Annotated in this window: 17 protein-coding genes; 5 read left to right on the top strand and 12 right to left on the bottom strand. The window is 46.9% G+C overall.

Annotation, left to right across the window (positions count from 1 at the left end; all coding sequences use genetic code 11):
* Nucleotides 1-61 precede the first annotated feature (61 nt).
* The 3 genes from QMA41_RS19890 to phoB are packed head-to-tail and all read right to left on the bottom strand — an operon-like array spanning nucleotide 62 to nucleotide 3,035.
* On the bottom strand, nucleotides 62-1,021 hold the full coding sequence (locus QMA41_RS19890; RefSeq protein ID WP_019274135.1) for a phosphate ABC transporter substrate-binding protein: 960 nt from the start codon (nucleotides 1,019-1,021) through the stop codon (nucleotides 62-64).
* Nucleotides 1,021-2,319: a phosphate regulon sensor histidine kinase PhoR gene (gene phoR, locus QMA41_RS19895; protein ID WP_006959747.1), complete on the bottom strand. Its 1,299-nt coding sequence runs from the start codon at nucleotides 2,317-2,319 to the stop codon at nucleotides 1,021-1,023. The genes QMA41_RS19890 and phoR overlap by 1 nt, the downstream gene beginning before the upstream one ends.
* A 26-nt stretch (nucleotides 2,320-2,345) precedes the next feature.
* Nucleotides 2,346-3,035, bottom strand: a complete 690-nt coding sequence (gene phoB, locus QMA41_RS19900) for a phosphate regulon transcriptional regulator PhoB (protein WP_006959748.1) — start codon at nucleotides 3,033-3,035, stop codon at nucleotides 2,346-2,348.
* A gap of 207 nt (nucleotides 3,036-3,242) precedes the next feature.
* Between phoB and rdgC the strand changes: the two genes are divergently transcribed.
* The 3 genes from rdgC to QMA41_RS19915 all read left to right on the top strand — a co-directional run bounded on the left by rdgC (nucleotide 3,243) and on the right by QMA41_RS19915 (nucleotide 5,978).
* Nucleotides 3,243-4,157, top strand: coding sequence for a recombination-associated protein RdgC (rdgC, locus tag QMA41_RS19905; protein WP_281630419.1), 915 nt, complete (start codon nucleotides 3,243-3,245; stop codon nucleotides 4,155-4,157).
* A gap of 163 nt (nucleotides 4,158-4,320) precedes the next feature.
* Entirely contained in the window at nucleotides 4,321-5,721 is a 1,401-nt protein-coding gene (gene yegQ / locus QMA41_RS19910; RefSeq protein ID WP_006959751.1) for a tRNA 5-hydroxyuridine modification protein YegQ, read from the top strand.
* A 2-nt stretch (nucleotides 5,722-5,723) separates the two neighbouring features.
* Entirely contained in the window at nucleotides 5,724-5,978 is a 255-nt protein-coding gene (locus QMA41_RS19915; RefSeq protein ID WP_006959752.1) for a YfhL family 4Fe-4S dicluster ferredoxin, read from the top strand.
* A 53-nt stretch (nucleotides 5,979-6,031) separates the two neighbouring features.
* Here the strand turns inward: QMA41_RS19915 and mepA are convergent, their stop codons facing one another.
* On the bottom strand, nucleotides 6,032-6,886 hold the full coding sequence (mepA, locus tag QMA41_RS19920; RefSeq protein WP_281630420.1) for a penicillin-insensitive murein endopeptidase: 855 nt from the start codon (nucleotides 6,884-6,886) through the stop codon (nucleotides 6,032-6,034).
* Nucleotides 6,887-6,909: 23 nt separating this feature from the next.
* Nucleotides 6,910-7,242, bottom strand: a complete 333-nt coding sequence (locus QMA41_RS19925; RefSeq protein WP_095664616.1) for a DUF1904 domain-containing protein — start codon at nucleotides 7,240-7,242, stop codon at nucleotides 6,910-6,912.
* Between the two features lie 160 nt (nucleotides 7,243-7,402).
* Here QMA41_RS19925 and QMA41_RS19930 point away from each other — a divergent pair, with 160 nt between their 5' ends.
* Nucleotides 7,403-8,332, top strand: a complete 930-nt coding sequence (locus tag QMA41_RS19930; RefSeq protein WP_281630421.1) for a substrate-binding domain-containing protein — start codon at nucleotides 7,403-7,405, stop codon at nucleotides 8,330-8,332.
* Between the two features lie 81 nt (nucleotides 8,333-8,413).
* On the opposite strand, the gene secF is transcribed toward QMA41_RS19930, so the two are convergent.
* From secF to queA, 5 genes are all read right to left on the bottom strand, one after another.
* Nucleotides 8,414-9,361 carry a protein translocase subunit SecF gene (secF, locus tag QMA41_RS19935; protein WP_006959756.1) on the bottom strand — a complete coding sequence of 316 codons (948 nt, stop codon included), beginning with the start codon at nucleotides 9,359-9,361 and terminating at the stop codon, nucleotides 8,414-8,416.
* 14 nt (nucleotides 9,362-9,375) lie between these two features.
* Nucleotides 9,376-11,232 (bottom strand): protein translocase subunit SecD, encoded by a 1,857-nt coding sequence (secD, locus tag QMA41_RS19940; RefSeq protein ID WP_080568951.1) that lies wholly within the window; start codon nucleotides 11,230-11,232, stop codon nucleotides 9,376-9,378.
* Between the two features lie 21 nt (nucleotides 11,233-11,253).
* Nucleotides 11,254-11,580 carry a preprotein translocase subunit YajC gene (gene yajC, locus QMA41_RS19945; RefSeq protein WP_006959758.1) on the bottom strand — a complete coding sequence of 109 codons (327 nt, stop codon included), beginning with the start codon at nucleotides 11,578-11,580 and terminating at the stop codon, nucleotides 11,254-11,256.
* Between the two features lie 176 nt (nucleotides 11,581-11,756).
* On the bottom strand, nucleotides 11,757-12,893 hold the full coding sequence (gene tgt, locus QMA41_RS19950; protein WP_019274130.1) for a tRNA guanosine(34) transglycosylase Tgt: 1,137 nt from the start codon (nucleotides 12,891-12,893) through the stop codon (nucleotides 11,757-11,759).
* Nucleotides 12,894-13,065: 172 nt separating this feature from the next.
* Nucleotides 13,066-14,118 (bottom strand): tRNA preQ1(34) S-adenosylmethionine ribosyltransferase-isomerase QueA, encoded by a 1,053-nt coding sequence (queA, locus tag QMA41_RS19955; protein ID WP_281630422.1) that lies wholly within the window; start codon nucleotides 14,116-14,118, stop codon nucleotides 13,066-13,068.
* A gap of 326 nt (nucleotides 14,119-14,444) precedes the next feature.
* On the opposite strand from queA, the gene QMA41_RS19960 reads away from it, so the two are divergent.
* Nucleotides 14,445-14,885 carry a CBS domain-containing protein gene (locus QMA41_RS19960; protein ID WP_006959761.1) on the top strand — a complete coding sequence of 147 codons (441 nt, stop codon included), beginning with the start codon at nucleotides 14,445-14,447 and terminating at the stop codon, nucleotides 14,883-14,885.
* A 117-nt stretch (nucleotides 14,886-15,002) separates the two neighbouring features.
* Here the strand turns inward: QMA41_RS19960 and aceA are convergent, their stop codons facing one another.
* Nucleotides 15,003-16,316, bottom strand: coding sequence for an isocitrate lyase (gene aceA, locus QMA41_RS19965; RefSeq protein WP_281630423.1), 1,314 nt, complete (start codon nucleotides 16,314-16,316; stop codon nucleotides 15,003-15,005).
* Between the two features lie 127 nt (nucleotides 16,317-16,443).
* A complete protein-coding gene (gene aceB, locus QMA41_RS19970; RefSeq protein WP_281630424.1) occupies nucleotides 16,444-18,090 on the bottom strand; it encodes a malate synthase A in 1,647 nt (548 codons plus the stop codon).
* Nucleotides 18,091-18,440 lie beyond the last annotated feature (350 nt).

The following is an 18,440-nucleotide window of genomic DNA, read 5'->3' on the forward strand; positions in this document are numbered from 1 at the left end:
ATCGGGTTGCTTAACAAAGTAAGTTGGATACGCCTACAGCGGTGAGCATCAAATCAGACGCTTAATCGACAATGCCTACTTTTGCCAGCTCACTGCGTGCAATCTCTGCGGAGATCGGCACATAGCCATCTTTTTCGACCAGTTTTTGCCCTTGCTGTGAATACATAAAGCGAATGAATTCTCGCTCAATCGGCGGTAGCGGTTTAAACGGGTTCTTGTTTACGTAGACATAGAGATAGCGTGATAGTGGGTACTTACCTGTCAGAATATTTTCCTGACTCGCCTCAATGTAATCCTCACCCTGCTTGGCAATGGGAAGCAGTTTCACTCCAGAGACCTGATACCCTACCCCAGAGTAACCAATGGTATTGATCGCAGAAGCAACAGACTGAACAACGGACGCTGAGCCTGGCTGCTCATTGACATTACTTTTAAAGTCTCCGCCACACAGCGCATTATTCTTAAAGTATCCGTAAGTACCAGAGACCGAGTTACGACCGAACAACTGCATACTGCGTTTAGCCCAATGATAATCGAGCCCTAACTCAGCCCAAGTAGAAATAGACTGAGTCCCGCCACAACGCAGCGTTGCAGAAAAAATATTGTCTAGCTGTGTAAAGTTGAGCCCTTTCAGCGGGTTGTCTCGGTGAACGAAGATTCCAATCGCATCAATGGCAATTCTGAGTTCTGTTGGCTTGTAGCCGTGTTCACGCTCAAAGGCTTCAATTTCCCGATTTCGCATCGGTCGGCTCATTGGCCCGAATTGAGCAGTCCCTTCGGTTAACGCTGGCGGAGCCGTTGAAGAACCAGAGGCTTGCACCTGACCATTCACGCTCGGGTAAAGTTGCTTAAACTCTTCTACCCACAAGGTTGTCATGCCGGCTAATGTGTCAGAACCAACACTGGTTAAACTCCCAGTAATACCGGGCACTTTTTGATATTCAGATAGGCTCGTCGAAGCCGCTTGGACACCAAAAGAAAAGCTGGCAGAAACAATAAGAGTAGTGAGCGCTAACTTCATTAATTCACCACCAAACGCGGTGGTAACACGAATGAGAATTTGCTGCCGACACCCACTTCGGACTGTATTTCTAGATGCGAGTCGTGATGCGTCAAAGCGTGTTTCACGATCGCCAGACCAAGACCACTGCCACCGGTATCCCTAGATCGTGCTTTATCCACTCGATAGAAACGCTCAGTGAGTCGGTGTAAGTGTTGAGGTTCAATGCCTTCACCACCATCTTCCACTTCTAAACATGCACCTTGCGCAGTCTGATACCAACGCACCCGAACATCCGCTCCTGCTGGTGTGTATTTCACCGCGTTATAAACCAAGTTTGAAATGGCACTACGTAGTTGGTCTTCATCACCAAGTACACGCAGACTGTTATCAATATCAAAATTCAGCTTATGCTGCTGATCGCCACTCAGGCTCGCCGCCTCTTTCTCCAACACATCTAGCATTGCTGGGACATTCACAACATCTTCCAACTCATGCATTGGTGCCGCTTCAATCTTAGATAATGTGAGCAGTTGATTAACCAAGCTGTTCATACGATTGAGCTGCTCAGTCATTACGCCATGGGCTTTGGTCCACATCGGGCCGACGACCATATCTGGGTCTTCGGTCATTTCAAGATAACCTTGCAGCACCGTCATTGGCGTACGCAGCTCATGAGAGACATTGGCAAAGAAGTTACGACGCATGCCTTCCAACTGCTTAAGCTGAGACACATCACGTACCACCATCAGGTGCTCACCTTCGGTGTACGGTACAATACGCAGCTCAAGCATACGCTCGACATTAAGTGGCGAACGCATTTCAAGCGGCTCAGAGAAATCTTGTTTATTAAGATACTTGATGAAATCTGGCGTGCGGATAAGGTTGGAAATTGGCTGACCTGAATCGTCCGGCCAACGGAAGCCGAGTAAGTGTTGGGCGAGCTTGTTGCACCAAACAATGTTGCCTTCACTACGGAACACAACAACCGCATCCGGTAAGGATTCAGCACCATTGCGGAATCGGCGAATCAGATTGGTCAGCTCTTTGCGCTTTTTGCGCTGGCGCTGCTGCAAGCGGTAGATACCGTTAAATAACGACTCCCAGTTACCGCTTCCCGATGGTGGTGTCAGGCGCTTTTCATCCCACAACCACGCCGACAGGCGCATCTGATTATGCAGATGCCATACAAGCTGCAAAACCGTGGCCGCTAGAAGCAACCACGGCATATGACCGAAAATCCATCCGACAATCACCCAAGGGGTGTAAAAAAAAGCCAGCTCCCAGGCTAGCTTTTTCCAAGTTAACCGCTCTACCACTTACCTCTCCAGATGGTAAATTTAAATTATGCCTTGGTTGAGAAACGGTAGCCTGCACCACGTACCGTCTGAATCAACTTGTCATGGCCTGCCGCTTCTAACGCCTTACGCAGACGACGAATGTGCACATCAACAGTACGGTCTTCAACATACACGTTGGTTCCCCATACGTTGTTCAGCAGTTGCTCTCGGCTGTAAACACGTTCTTGGTGCGTCATAAAGAAGTGCAGCATCTTGAACTCAGTTGGACCCATATCCAAAGGCTGATCGTTCGCCGTTACGCGGTGCGAAACAGGATCCAGTTTTAAGCCCTGCACATCAATCACATCTTCAAGTGCCGTTGGCGTTACACGGCGAATCACCGCTTTAAGACGCGCCACCAGCTCTTTTGGCGAGAATGGCTTAGTAATGTAGTCATCTGCGCCGACTTCCAGACCACGAACCTTGTCTTCTTCTTCACCACGTGCTGTTAACATCACAACTGGAATGTTGCGCGTCAGCTCTTCACGTTTCATGTGTTTGATGAAGTTGATGCCGCTGCCACCAGGTAGCATCCAGTCTAGCAATACTAGATCTGGGAAGGGTTCAGCTAGCTTAGTCACCGCACTATCGTAGTCTTCAGCTTCGACCGCTTGGTAACCTTTTTGCTCAAGAACAAAGCAAAGCATTTCACGAATTGGTGCTTCGTCTTCAACAACCAGAATCCTTCTAGACATAATTGAATAACCTTTGAGTTAGTTGAATTTAATCGGGTATTTACCCTTTGCAACGATAGGCATTATTACCATCAATTATGACACTTTTGTGACCTTTGAAAACAAATTTTCATATAACTTTCATCCCACTATTGCGCGCTTGCATTAGGACAAGCAGGATAAAAGTCTTTATGATGAGCGGCCAAACTTCAGGTATAGAGAAAGTGTATGTGGTTTAAAAACTGTCTGGTTTACCGTTTTAACCGAGATATTGAGTTCAAAGCAGACGAGCTGGAAAAGCAGCTTGAAGAGTTTCGTTTTACGCCGTGTGGCAGTCAGGACAAGCAAAAGTTTGGCTGGGTTACTGCAATGGGTAAACATGGCGACACGATGACTCACGTGTCTGAAAACCGCATTCTGATCTGCGCTAAGAAAGAAGAGAAAATGCTGCCAGCGTCTGTGATCAAAGAATCACTCAATGCAAAAGTTGAGGCGATGGAAGCACAAGAAGGCCGACCTCTGAAGAAAAAAGAGAAAGATAATCTCAAAGATGACATTGTCATGGATTTGCTACCGCGCGCATTCAGCCGCAGCAACCATACCTTTGTTCTTATTCTGCCTAAAGAAGGCTTTATTCTGGTAGATGCCAGCAGCTATAAGAAAGCGGAAGATGTGCTCGCCCTTCTGCGTAAGACCATGGGTAGCCTACCTGTCGTGCCAGCCATTCCAGAGAAAGCCGTTGAAACCACATTAACTGAATGGGTGAAAACGGGCGAAACTCCAGTTGGAATGCAAATGTTGGACGAAGCTGAGCTTAAGTCGGTTCTCGAAGAAGGCGGTGTGATCCGCTGTAAGAAACAAGAACTGACGGCAGACGAAATTCGCAGTCACATCGATGCCGATAAGGTAGTAACTAAACTGGCTCTTTGGTGGCAAGAGCGTATTGAGTTCATTCTGGCAGAAGATGGCAGCATCAAGCGCCTTAAATTCTCTGATGAACTGAAAGATCAAAATGATGATATTCCTCGTGAAGATCAGGCTGCACGATTTGACGCTGACTTCTCACTCATGTGCGGCGAGTTAAGCGCCTTCCTGCCAAACTTATACGAGTGTTTAGGCGGCTTGCCTCACCCTAACGCTTAACCTCCTCTCTAGGTGCTCGGCATGTTCGAGCGCCTATCTGTAATCTCCTCACCTAAGTTATGGACTTTTTTCTAGTCACAGGTCACGTTTTGGCGTAAAATTTGCGCCCCAATTCCATAAGGTGGAATGGACCTGACTTGAGATCAGACTAAGAGAATTACACATGACTACTGAGAAAGCATTCGTACCTGAGCTACTGTCACCAGCGGGTAGCCTGAAAAATATGCGTTACGCCTTTGCCTATGGTGCAGACGCGGTATACGCAGGCCAGCCTCGTTACAGCCTTCGCGTACGTAACAACGAGTTCAACCACGAAAACCTAAAAATTGGTATCGACGAAGCGCACGCCCAAGGCAAAAAGCTTTACGTGGTATGTAACATCCAGCCACACAACTCCAAGTTAAAGACCTTCATCCGTGACCTTAAGCCTGTGGTTGAAATGGGTCCTGATGCGCTCATCATGTCGGATCCGGGTCTGATTATGATGGTTCGTGAAGCATTCCCAGAGATGCCAATTCACCTGTCAGTTCAAGCCAACGCCGTCAACTGGGCAACGGTTAAGTTCTGGGCAGCCAATGGCGTTGAACGTGTGATTGTTTCTCGTGAGCTTTCTCTGGAAGAGATTGAAGAAATTCGCGAGCACTGTCCTGAAACCGAACTTGAAGTGTTCGTTCACGGTGCTCTATGTATGGCTTACTCTGGTCGTTGTCTCCTATCTGGATACATCAACAAGCGTGACCCTAACCAAGGTACATGTACCAATGCATGTCGTTGGGAATACAACGTAGAAAAAGGCAAAGAGAACGACTCTGGCGATATCGTTGAAGCCTTCGACCCTAACGAAGCACAAGCCGTTGAAGTGCAAGATGAACGCCCTGAGGCAACACTTGGTCTAGGTAAACCAACCGACGAAGTGGTACTGCTTTCTGAAAGCCACCGCCCAGAAGAAAAAATGGCGGCGTTCGAAGATGAGCACGGCACTTACATCATGAACTCAAAAGACCTGCGTGCCATTCAGCACGTTGAGCGTCTGACTAAAATGGGTGTCCACTCACTCAAGATTGAAGGTCGTACTAAGTCATTCTACTACTGTGCACGTACCGCTCAGGTTTATCGTAAAGCGATCGACGATGCTGTCGCGGGCAAGCCATTCGATGAAAGCCTGATGACCACACTTGAGAGCCTAGCTCACCGTGGTTATACAGAGGGTTTCTTACGTCGTCATACGCACGATACTTACCAAAATTACGACTATGGTTATTCCGTATCTGATGCTCAGCAATTTGTTGGTGAGTTCACGGGTAAGCGCCGTGGTGATTTAGCTGAAGTTGAAGTAAAGAACAAATTCGTTATTGGTGACAGTCTTGAGCTTATGACACCAAAAGGCAACGTTGTCTTTACTCTAGAAGCGATGGAAAACCGTAAATCACAACCCGTTGATGACGCAAAAGGAAACGGCCACTTTGTTTTCATTCCTGTACCTCAGGACATGGACTTAGAATACGGTCTGTTAATGCGCAATCTTAATAATGGTCAGGATACCCGTAACCCAACAGGTAAATAACCATGGCGTTGTTAATCACGGATAAGTGCATTAACTGTGATATGTGTGACCCAGAGTGCCCAAACGGCGCGATTACCATGGGTGATACTATCTTTGAGATCGACCCCGATCTTTGCACTGAGTGTAAAGGCCACTATGAGAAGCCGACCTGTCAGTCGGTGTGCCCGATCACCAAGTGCATCATCACTGACCCAAATCATGTCGAGACTGAAGAAGAGTTGTTAGAAAAGTTCGTCATCATCCAAGGGTTAGCCTAAACAGAAAATGCCGCTCCATTGAGCGGCATTTTTATTCTATTGAGTAACCCTGATCAAATACTTTCCAGCAGTTGCTGACATTCCATCGGCATCACTTTCATTTTTTTCTTCTTCGGTTTACTTACTGCGACTTTTGGAGCGGCAGGTTTAGGCTGTGGTTTCCAACTAGCCAACTCAGCGCCACATCCATCGCCTTTCGGCGGTGCAGCCTGTGGTTTACAGGTGATGTTCCCTTCAGGGCATTTTAGCCTGACGTGCATATGATAATGGTGCCCCCACCACGGTCTTACTTTTCTTAACCAATCCCGCTCAGCCGATACTTCCTGTGCGCACAGTTTTTCTTTGATGACAGGGTGAACAAAGATGCGTGCAACTTCCTCATCACTCGCCGCCATTTTGATCAATTCGAAATGGCGCTGGTCCCAGTTTCGTTTGACTAACTGATACTGCTGGAGGTTGACCACGCTCATTGGTTCAGGCTTACTAAGCTGCTTAGAAGAAAGCTTGTCATCAGCCAGCTTGAGCCAAATATCGATATCCAAGCCGGTCTGATGGCTCGAATGCCCAGAAGAGAAGCGCCCCCCCTGAGGCAATGAGATATCACCAATCAGAATACGAGTGTTAAGGTGCTGCGCAGCCAGAGCGGCTAAACGCTGAACAAAACTAACAGCCTGCGGGTGAGCATAGTAACGTTGTCGCTGGCTGCGTAATACTTGATAGCCTTCCCCTTGAAGAGGCAGTGCCGCCGCGCCTGTGAGACAACCGTTGGCATAGCTACCAATCGCTTGAGGAGATTGCGTCGAAGGTGATTGAATCCTCTCCCAAGGGCTGGCTTGAAGCGAAGATGTGAAAAGGAGAAGTACAATGAATCCAGCTTGCTTCAACCATCCTTTGATTGCCAATCCCATGTACTATCTCCTAACGTTTCTGTTTAGTAATGCTCACCGTTGTCGTAGTAAGCTTTAGCATCCAGAGCGGTAAAAATCACCGCGACATCCACATCTTCACCAATCATCCCACGCACTTGCTGAGTAATAATCTCTGCGACAGCGTCCTGAGTTTGCTGTCCACGATAAAACCACAATACCTCAACAAACGGATATGACTGACTCACCTCACCTTCATGATAAAACGTAGTGTAGATGTACTCGAATGTGAAATCTTCACGAGGGCAATCCATGTGCGGCTGCAGCTCATCAATCAGAGATTTTGATAAGGTTTGAACCGTTTGCGGCTCGACAGCACGAAAACGTAAATGTGGCATAGCTTGCTTCCCTTTTTAATGTTTTCTCCATCATATCAAGTCCAACAATAATGTCTTGTCGATTGGACTTCTTGATGATCTTAGCGCACATCAACTAGGGTTAATATTAACCCCTATCGCATCAACTCTTGAGTGCCAGATGGGTAGAAGGAGAAACACCATGACACGAAGATTGATGTACTTGCTTGCCCTCTTATATAGCTCTTTTTCGGTTGCTCAGGATTGCATTGGCGTGGTCCCAGCAGGCTCCGTGCATGATTTCTGGAAGTCAGTCAAAGCAGGAAGTGAAAAAGCAGGTCAAGAACTAGGCCTTAAAATTTACTTTCGTGGTCCCCACGATGAATCCGATGTCAGTGCTCAACGCTTCATCATCGATCAAGTCATGGAGAATGCCTGTATTGGCTTAGTCTTAGCACCGAATACCAGAGATAGAGCCTATGATGTCGCCCGCTTGAAAGAAGCGGGTGTACCCACAGTCTACTTTGACCGAGATACTGGCTCTCCGGATGTGGTCAGCGTGATTGCCACTAACAATTATCAAGCAGGCGTCCTCGCGGGAAAAGAAATGGCTAAAAAGCTAGGTAACAAAGGAAGGGTCGCGTTACTCAGAATGAAGAAAGGCGTGATTTCTACCGATGCTCGTGAAAAGGGCTTTGTCGATGGCGCAACTTCATCTGGGCTCGTCGTGGCTGTCGATGATTATCTTGATACTAAAATTGGAGAAGCTCGTAAAAATGCGGAGCGAATTCTTCAAAGTCAGATTGCTGAATTGGACGGCATATTTACACCTAATGAATCCACCACGTTAGGTGTACTTATGGCTCTGGACACCGTCTCTGCCCCAGAGGGACTCATCCACATCGGCTTCGACTCCAATGACTCTCTGGTGAATGCACTCGAAGACGGTTCTATTTATGGGCTTATCATCCAGCAACCTTTCGAAATGGGCTACAAAAGTGTCTATACCGTATACCAAGCCTTTCTGGGCCAAGAGTATTCCAAAAACATCGCTACCGAGACCATTTTCGTCACTAAAGAAAACATGCTTTTGCCTAGCGTCAATCAGGCGCTGTTAATGAAATACGATTAACTCAGACTGTGGTTAATTACGCAGATAAAAACAAAAGGCCGCTGACAAGTCAGCGGCCTTTTTCATACAACACGTTTTGCCTTATGGCATTTCGTCAAACTCTGCGCCTTCTTTCTCAACTTGAGGCGGCATCAGATGCTCTTTAGTAATACCCAGTTTCAATGCCAGTGCCGAAGCCACATAGATTGAAGAGTATGTACCTACAGTGATACCCAGTAGAAGTGCAGTGGCGAAGCCATGAATCATAGCGCCGCCTTGCGTGAACAGAGCAATGACTACGAATAAGGTAGTACCGGATGTAATCAAGGTACGGCTCAATGTTTGTGTGATTGAGCTGTTCATGATTTCAGCCGGTTCGCCTTTACGCATCTTGCGGAAGTTTTCACGAATACGGTCAAATACAACAATGGTATCGTTGAGCGAGTACCCCACTACCGTCAGCAAGGCTGCAACGATTGTCAGGTCAACCTCGATTTGCATCAAGGAAAACACGCCAAGCGTAATGATAACGTCGTGTGCCAGAGCAAGTACCGCACCAGCCGCTAAACGCCATTCGAATCGCACCGAAACGTAAATCAGGATACAGATAAGAGAAACGATGATCGCCAGACCACCTGCTTCTGTTAGCTCATCACCTACGTTTGGCCCTACAAACTCGATACGGCGCATTTCAACGCTTTCACCAGTGCCTTCCTTGATGGCAGAAAGAATTTGGTTACCCAAAGTCTCACCTGCGACACCATCACGAGGGCGCAAACGAACCATCACATCACGAGCACTACCAAAGTTTTGAACCGTTGCGTCACCAAAACCTTTTGCTTCCAGCGCAGTACGAATCTCTTCCAAATCAGCAGGCTGCTCAAAGCCAACTTCAATCAGCGTACCGCCAGTGAAGTCTAGGCCCCAGTTCAACCACTTAGTAGAAAGAGTAAAAATCGACGCGCCAATCATCAGGATCGACAGCACGAAGGCGAATTTCGACCAACGCATAAAGTCGATCAATTTGTCTGCTTTTAGAATCTGAAACATAATAATTCCTAGCCTTAGATCGACAGTTTGTTGATGCGCTTACCACCGTACATCAGGTTCACGATACAACGTGTACCAATGATGGCAGTAAACATAGACGTTAAGATGCCGATAGACAGTGTCACCGCGAAGCCTTTGATTGCGCCTGTACCTACAGCAAACAGGATTATTGCGGTAATCAAAGTGGTGATGTTGGCATCGGCAATGGTACTGAATGCATTCGCATAGCCTTGATGGATCGCCTGCTGAGGGTTTCTTCCGTCACGTAACTCTTCACGTATCCGTTCGAAAATCAAGACGTTAGCATCGACCGCCATACCGACTGTAAGAACAATACCGGCAATACCAGGCAATGTCATCGTTGCTCCCGGAATCATCGACATCACACCAATAATCAGTACGAGGTTTACCATCAGCGCAGTATTGGCAATCAGACCAAACTTACGGTAGTAAAGCAGCGTGAATAGCATAACTGCCGCCATCCCCCAGATACATGCCATGATACCCATGTCGATGTTCTGTTGACCCATAGATGGACCAATCGTACGTTCTTCAACGATAGAAATCGGCGCAATCAGAGCACCTGCACGAAGCAGTAGCGCTAGGTTGTGCGCTTCAGCCGCCGAGTCGATACCTGTGATGCGGAAGTTACGGCCAAGCGCTGATTGAATCGTTGCTTGGTTGATCACTTCTTCATGCTTAGTCAGGATAACGCGACCATCTGGCGTCTTACGTCCACTGTCTTTGTATTCTGCAAACACGGTTGCCATCAGCTTGCCAATGTTCTTCTTAGAGAACGCTGACATCTTGTTACCACCTTCGCTATCTAGCGAGATGTTAACTTGCGGGCGGCCATACTCATCCACGCTTGAGCTCGCGTCAGTGATGCTAGAACCACCTAGGATAACACGTTTCTTAAGCACAACCGGACGACCATCACGGTCTTGTTTGATTTCACTGCCCGCTGGCGCTCGGCCACTGGCTGCAGCAGCGAGGTCTGCTTTGTCGTCGACTTCGCGGAATTCAAGCGTTGCCGTCGCACCCAGAATTTCCTTCGCACGAGCGGTATCCTGAACACCTGGTAGTTCAACAACAATGCGGCTTGCGCCCTGACGCTGTACAAGTGGTTCAGCAACACCCAGTTCGTTTACACGGTTACGCAAAATAGTAATGTTCTGCTCAACAGCGTAGTTACGAATTTCGGTCAGACGTTGCTCAGTAAAAGTGGCAGTCAGAGTGAAACGACCATCAGAGTCTGAGTCCACAAAGGTCATATCAGGATGGTTTTGCTGCAGTAAGCGTTTGGCATCAGCAAGCTGCTCTTCATTGCGCAGCAAGACTTCAACCGCCTCTTTGCCTGAAGGGCGAATCGCACGGTAGCGAATCTTTTCTTCACGCAGTTCACTACGGAAAGCTTCTTCTTGCTGGCTGACCAGTTTCTCCATCGCTGCGTCCATATCTACTTCCATCAGGAAGTGAACACCACCACGCAGGTCAAGGCCTAGCTTCATTGGCGCTGCGCCAATCGCTTCTAACCAGTCTGGAGTTGCAGGAGCTAGGTTAAGAGCAACAATATTGTCTTTACCTAGAGCTTCATTGATGACATCACGAGCACTGATTTGAGTGTCGGTATCGTTGAAGCGTACAAGAATGGATCCATTTTCGAGAGCAATGGATTTATGAGATAAGCCCTTTTCATCAAGAGCTTCAGTGACAGAATCCAGCGTTGACATATCTACAGAGGCGCCACGCGCCCCTGTAACTTGAATTGCCGGATCTTCACCGTAGATATTTGGAAGTGCATACAATGCTGCGATAGCGATGGTAAACACCACCATCAAGTACTTCCATAACGGATAGCGGTTAAGCACAGCGAGGATCCTTTAGCTGTTTTATAGAGACTTCAGCGTACCTTTTGGTAGCACTGCAGTAACGAAATCTTTCTTGATCACAACTTCGTTATTCGTGTTTAGCTCGATTGAGATGTAGTCGTTGTCTTCTGCAATCTTAGTGATTTTACCCACTAGGCCACCGCTAGTCAGAACTTCATCACCTTTGCCCATAGAAGACATCAGGCTCTTGTGCTCTTTCACGCGTTTAGCTTGTGGACGGTAAATCATGAAGTAGAAAATTACCGCGAACATACCAAGCATGATTAGCATTTCGAAACCGCCGCCTGCTGGTGCACTTTCTGCTGCGTAAGCTGGAGAAATAATCATTAAAACAATCCTCTATTATTTTTTATTAATATTCCAAGTTGGGCCTACGCTTTTGAGTTTCAAGAGAAAGAGTGGCTATTAGAGATCACTCTCTCAAAAATTCACTGCGTCTGCCTACTTTATTAGCAAAAGCCTCTGGCGAAATGCCAAAGGCTTTAATTCTTTTATCTAGTCAATTACTGCTCTTTCGCCAGTGGTGGCACTTCGCGACCACGACGCTCATAGAACTCTTTGACGAACTCATCAAAGCGATCTTCATCAATCGCCTTACGGATACTTTCCATCACACGTTGGTAGTAACGCAAGTTGTGAATGGTATTCAGGCGAGCACCTAGAATTTCATTACAGCGATCTAAGTGGTGTAGGTACGACTTAGAGTAATTCTGACAAGTGTAACAGTCACACTCTGGATCCAATGGTGTTGTATCTGTTTTATGTTTCGCATTACGGATCTTGATCACACCACCCGTCACAAATAGGTGACCATTACGGGCATTACGCGTTGGCATTACGCAGTCAAACATATCAATACCACGACGTACACCTTCTACTAAATCTTCTGGTTTGCCAACACCCATTAAGTAACGAGGTTTGTCTTCCGGAAGCTGTGGACAAGTGTGCTCAAGAATACGGTGCATGTCTTCTTTTGGTTCGCCAACCGCCAAACCACCGACAGCGTAGCCGTCGAAACCGATTTCCGTCAGGCCTTTCACCGATACATCACGCAGGTCTTCGTAAACGCCGCCCTGAACGATACCAAATAGGTTGTTCTGATTTTCTAGCTTATCGAAATGATCACGTGAGCGCTGAGCCCAACGCAGCGACATTTCCATCGACTTTTTCGCCTCTGCGTGTGTCGCTGGGTATGGCGTACATTCATCGAAGATCATCACAATGTCAGACCCAAGGTCTTTTTGGATTTCCATCGACTTTTCTGCGTCCATGAAAATCTTGTCACCGTTTACAGGGTTACGGAAATGTACACCCTCTTCAGTGATCTTACGGATGTCACCTAGGCTGAATACCTGAAAACCGCCTGAGTCTGTCAGGATAGGACCGTGCCAGTTCATGAAATCGTGCAAGTCGCCATGCATTTTCATGATTTCCTGACCTGGGCGTAACCAAAGGTGGAAAGTGTTGCCAAGAAGAATTTCAGCGCCTGTGCCTTTAACTTCTTCAGGCGTCATACCTTTAACAGTACCGTAAGTACCAACAGGCATAAAAGCAGGTGTCTGAACAGTGCCACGTTCAAAGGTCAGTTGACCACGACGTGCAACACCATCTTTCTTCTTAAGATCAAATTTTAACTTCACGAAGCCTCCAATTGTCAGAGAAACAGTCTGACGATATTTTCGGGGTTATCCCCATTAGGGAGCGGTCGCCTTCCATGCGAGATACAAATCAACCTATTGATTTGCGTCCTAGCTTACTGCTAGCACTCGTAAATAACTCAATTTAAAAAAAGCTGACTAGCGTAAGAGGCAGCTAGTCCGTTTTTTTCCTGATGAACATCGAATCACCATACGAGAAGAAACGATACTTGTTTTCTACCGCGTGTTTGTATGCGTTCATCGTATTTTCGTAACCTGCAAATGCACTGACCAACATGATCAGTGTCGACTCTGGCAGATGGAAGTTAGTGATTAAACAATCCACTAACTGATATTCGTAACCTGGGTAGATAAAGATTTCAGTATCACCAAAGAATGGCGCAAGTGCAGTGCCTTTCTTCAGTGCATCCTGAGCAGCACTTTCTAGGGAACGTACCGATGTTGTACCCACTGCAATGACTCGACCATTGCGCGCTTTCGCAGCGTTAATCGCATCCACCACTTCTTGCGCTACTTCCACATACTCTGCGTGCATGTGGTGATCGTTGATATTTTCGACCTTAACCGGTTGGAATGTACCGGCACCTACGTGAAGAGTCACATAAGCAAACTCAGCACCTTTCGCCTTGATTTTCTCAAGCAGCGCTTCATCAAAGTGCAGACCAGCTGTCGGCGCAGCCACTGCACCTGGTTTTTCGTTGTAAACCGTTTGGTAGCGCTCTTTATCTGAATCTTCATCTGGGCGATCAATATAAGGTGGAAGCGGCATGTGGCCGATCTCTTCCAAAACCGCCAACACGTTTTTCTCTGCATTAAATTTCAATTCAAACAAGGCGTCATGGCGGGCAACCATTTGTGCAGAATACTCGTCGTTTTCACCAATAAAGATGGTTGAACCCGGTTTAGGCGATTTAGAACAGCGCACATGAGCCAGAATGCTTTTTTCATCCAACACACGTTCCACTAACACTTCCAGCTTACCGCCTGACTCTTTACGGCCAAACATACGCGCAGGAATCACACGAGTGTTATTGAAAACCACAAGATCGCCCGGCTGCACTTGCTCAAGTACATCCGTAAACGTGCCATCGCTTAGCTCACCACTGTTGCCATCAAGTTGAAGCAAACGGCTCGCGGTGCGCTCAGGCTGAGGATAACGAGCTATCAGCTCATCGGGTAAATCAAAGTGAAAATCTGATACTTGCATGTTACTAATCTTTTGTCGTGGATTCTTACGTCGTGATGGAAGTCGAACTGATTCTGTCACAAACAGACGACGAGTTTTTCGCAGCCGACTAGTATATGCCGCACAAGCGCAATAGCAAGGATTGAGATGTGAATTATTGTAATCAATATTGAATTAACGAGTGTATGGAGGAAGGCTGTAAAATTGGCTGGATATTCTGTACATAATTCGCCACATTTTTTTCAAGGTTATCGGAATAAAAATCTATCCAGCTCTCATACTCCCGAGTGGAAAATTACTATATTAAAAGAGAACAAAACAATAACTCTATCACTCAGGAGGCAGCCATGATAAAAGTCGAAGACATGATGACGCGCACCCCCCATACCCTGCTGCGTTCACACCTACTTGCCGACGCGAAACATACCATGGAAGCACTAGATATTCGCCACGTCCCAATCGTCGACGCTAATAAGCAGCTACTTGGCGTGGTTTCTCAACGTGACGTGTTGGCCGCACAAGAATCGAGCTTACAACAAATCCCAGAAAACCAGTCCTTCACTCTCAATACGCCACTTTATGAAGTGATGAAAACAGGCGTCATGACGGTCTCTCCTCAAGCAGGATTGAAAGAAAGCGCCATCTACATGCAAAAGCACAAGGTTGGCTGTCTACCTGTGGTCGAAAAGGGTCAGTTAGTCGGTATCATCACTGACAGTGACTTTGTTGCCATCGCCATCAATTTGTTAGAACTGCAAGAAGAAGCCGAACCTGAAGAAGTTGAGTGATGGGCAAAAAAAGAGCGACTTAATGTCGCTCAAAGCATGTCAAAGTTTATGCCTAAACAGAATATCGATGACCTAAGGCTAGCAAGTGAGAGCCTTGGTCATCATGACAGGGATACTTTAGAACTGGTCCTCTTCCGTTGAGCCAGTCAGAGCCGTGACTGATGAGTTGCCACCTTGGATGGTGTTGGTCATCTTGTCGAAATAGCCTGTACCCACTTCTTGCTGGTGTGCAACGAAGGTGTAGCCTTTTTCTGCTGCCTGGAATTCTGGACGCTGTACTTTCTCAACGTAGTGGCGCATACCTTCACCTTGTGCATAGTCATGCGCAAGTTCGAACATGTTGAACCACATATTGTGAATGCCCGCTAGTGTGATGAACTGGTACTTGTAGCCCATGTCAGATAGCTCTTGCTGGAATTTAGCAATGGTTTCTGCATCCAAGTTTTTCTCCCAGTTGAAAGAAGGAGAACAGTTGTACGCAAGCAGCTGATCTGGGTATTCAGCGTGAATCGCTTCTGCAAACTTACGCGCTTCTTCCAGACACGGTGTTGCCGTTTCACACCAGATAAGGTCAGCGTATGGTGCGTAAGCTAGGCCGCGAGCAATTGCTTGGTCAATGCCTGCACGTACACGGTAGAAACCTTCTTGAGTACGGTCACCTTGAATGAAGTCTTTATCGTACGGGTCGCAATCGGAAGTCAGTAGGTCTGCTGCGTTTGCATCCGTACGAGCAATAACGAGTGTTGTGGTGCCCGCTACGTCAGCTGCCAAACGAGCTGCAACCAGCTTTTGAACCGCTTCTTGAGTAGGTACAAGAACTTTACCACCCATGTGACCACACTTCTTCACGGATGCTAGCTGATCTTCAAAGTGAACACCTGCCGCGCCAGCGTCAATCATCGACTTCATTAGTTCGTAAGCATTAAGTACACCACCAAAGCCAGCTTCTGCGTCTGCAACGATTGGTAGGAAGTAGTCGATACCGCCTTCATCCGCCGGTGATTTACCGCCAGACCATTGGATTTGGTCCGCACGACGGAATGAGTTGTTAATGCGCTTAACCACTGAAGGCACTGAGTCAACCGGGTAAAGTGACTGGTCAGGGTACATAGTCGATGCAGTATTGTTATCTGCCGCTACTTGCCAACCTGATAAGTAAATCGCTTCAATACCCGCTTTCGCTTGCTGGACCGCTTGACCACCAGTCAGTGCACCCAAACAGTTTACGTAGCCTTTCTTAGCATCACCGTTGACCAAAGACCACAGTTTGTCTGCACCGCGCTGCGCAATTGTGTTGGCTGGCACCATCGAACCGCGCAGTTCTACGACTTCTTCTGCTGTATATGGACGCTTTACATTTTTCCAGCGTGGGTTAGTTACCCAGTCTTTTTCAAGAGCTTCGATTTGTTGGCGGCGAGTTAAATTAGTCATCGGTCTATCCCTCTATTGATGTGCGCTGCTATTTGTTGACAATACGGGCGCTGTTTTTATTTTTTCTCTGGCGGTACATCCATCTCCGCCTCGAAATGTTCACGTTACTGATGTTGTTATTGATTCATTAGTCCAGGTAGTCATAACCTGGAATGGTTAAAAAGTTCGTTAGTTCGTCGCTGGTGGTCAGTTTGGCCATCAGTTCAGCCGCTTCTTCAAAACGACCTTCCTGATAACGTTCATCTCCAACTTCTGCTTTTACGACGTCAATTTCTTCACTAAGGTATTGTTCGAACAAGGCTTTGGTTACCACTTGACCATTGTCGAGCGCTTTTCCATGCTGAATCCATTGCCATATCGACGCTCGGGAAATTTCTGCCGTTGCGGCGTCTTCCATCAAGCCGTAGATAGGGACACAGCCATTACCAGAAATCCAAGCTTCAATGTATTGGAGTGCCACTCGAATGTTGTGGCGCATGCCCTGCTCTGTTCGTTCCCCCTGACAAGGCGCGAGCAGATCATCGGCAGTAATTGGCGCGTCATCCGAACGAGAAACATCAAGTTGATTGGTTCTCTCGCCCAGCACGCTGCCAAACACTTCCATTGCCGTGTTGGCTAAACCTGGGTGAGCCACCCAAGTACCGTCATGGCCGTTATTTGCTTCCAGTGATTTATCGTTTTGAATTTTGTCGAGAACCTTTTGATTCTCCTGTGGATCTTTTGCTGGAATGAATGCTGCCATTCCCCCCATTGCAAAGGCACCACGACGATGACAGGTACGGATAAGTAAACGCGAATAAGCATTTAGGAACGGCTTATCCATGGTCACAACCTGACGATCCGGAAGGACACGATCTGGGTGCTTTTTCAGTGTTTTGATGTAGCTAAAGATGTAATCCCAGCGACCGCAGTTAAGACCAACAATATGTTCTTTAAGCGAAAATAGGATTTCATCCATTTCAAACACGGCTGGCAGTGTTTCAATCAGCACGGTGGCTTTGATAGTACCTGTATCTAGGCCATAGTAATCCTCAGTAAAATGGAACACTTTGCTCCACCACTGCGCCTCTTTATGCGATTGCAGTTTTGGCAGGTAGAAGTAAGGGCCGCTGCCCTTTTTCATTAGCGCTTTGTAGTTATTGTAAAAATAAAGCGCAAAGTCGAATAAAGCTCCCGGAATGATCTCACCATTAAACGTCACGTGTTTTTCTTTTAGGTGTAAACCACGCACTCGGCAGATCAAAACCGCTGGATCATCCTTCAACTCATATTGCTTACCATTAACTGGGTTGGTGTAACTGATCTCGCCATCCACTGCGTCGCGCAGATTGATCTGACCATCTAGCACCTTATCCCATGCTGGGGACATCGAGTCTTCAAAGTCCGCCATGAACACTTTCACGTTCGCATTCAGCGCATTAATCACCATTTTACGGTCAGTAGGACCGGTGATTTCTACGCGGCGGTCTTGCAGATCTTGAGGAATCCCGAGAATTTTCCAGCTACCTTCTCTGATATCTTGTGTATCTTCGAGAAAGTCTGGCAGCTCCCCAGCATCGATACGTGCTTGCTTTTCTTCACGTTGAGCAAGCAAGGTATCGATCTGGCTGGCAAACTGAGCACACAGAAGAGATAAAAAGGTTTGGGCTTCAACAGGGAAAATCGCCTGATGTTCTGGTGAAAGGGTACCAGTCACTTCAAGCATGCCTTCTTGGTGTAAGGTTTCTTGGGCTTCGGCTGTTGTTTTTTCTCTATCTGGTGTGTTGGCAAGCATATTCTCTTCCTTTAACGCTCCGATACAACGATGACTGTTATGGGTTGTATCAGTGGTTGCTCTAATTTTCGAAGAGTTACATTTGTAACTATAAAACAACAATCAAACATCCTAATTGATCACTGCTTTCTTCGTTTATTTTGTCTTGTGAGCTCTACCTTGGCTAACTTGGTTTGCCTTTTCAATCTAGACATAAGTCTTACAGAGCCTTCATTTAAACTACACCAACATGCGGTAGAGCAAAAGTCCTAAAGTAGCCTATCGACTAAATTCAAAGTTTTATTCCGCTGCCCATAAGTTGTTGATTTTGATCACCAAAATGTAACTAGTTACGTAATTTAATTACAGTA

The sequence above is a fragment of the Vibrio sp. St2 genome (genome assembly GCF_947311885.1).
GTDB classification, from domain to species: domain Bacteria; phylum Pseudomonadota; class Gammaproteobacteria; order Enterobacterales; family Vibrionaceae; genus Vibrio; species Vibrio coralliilyticus.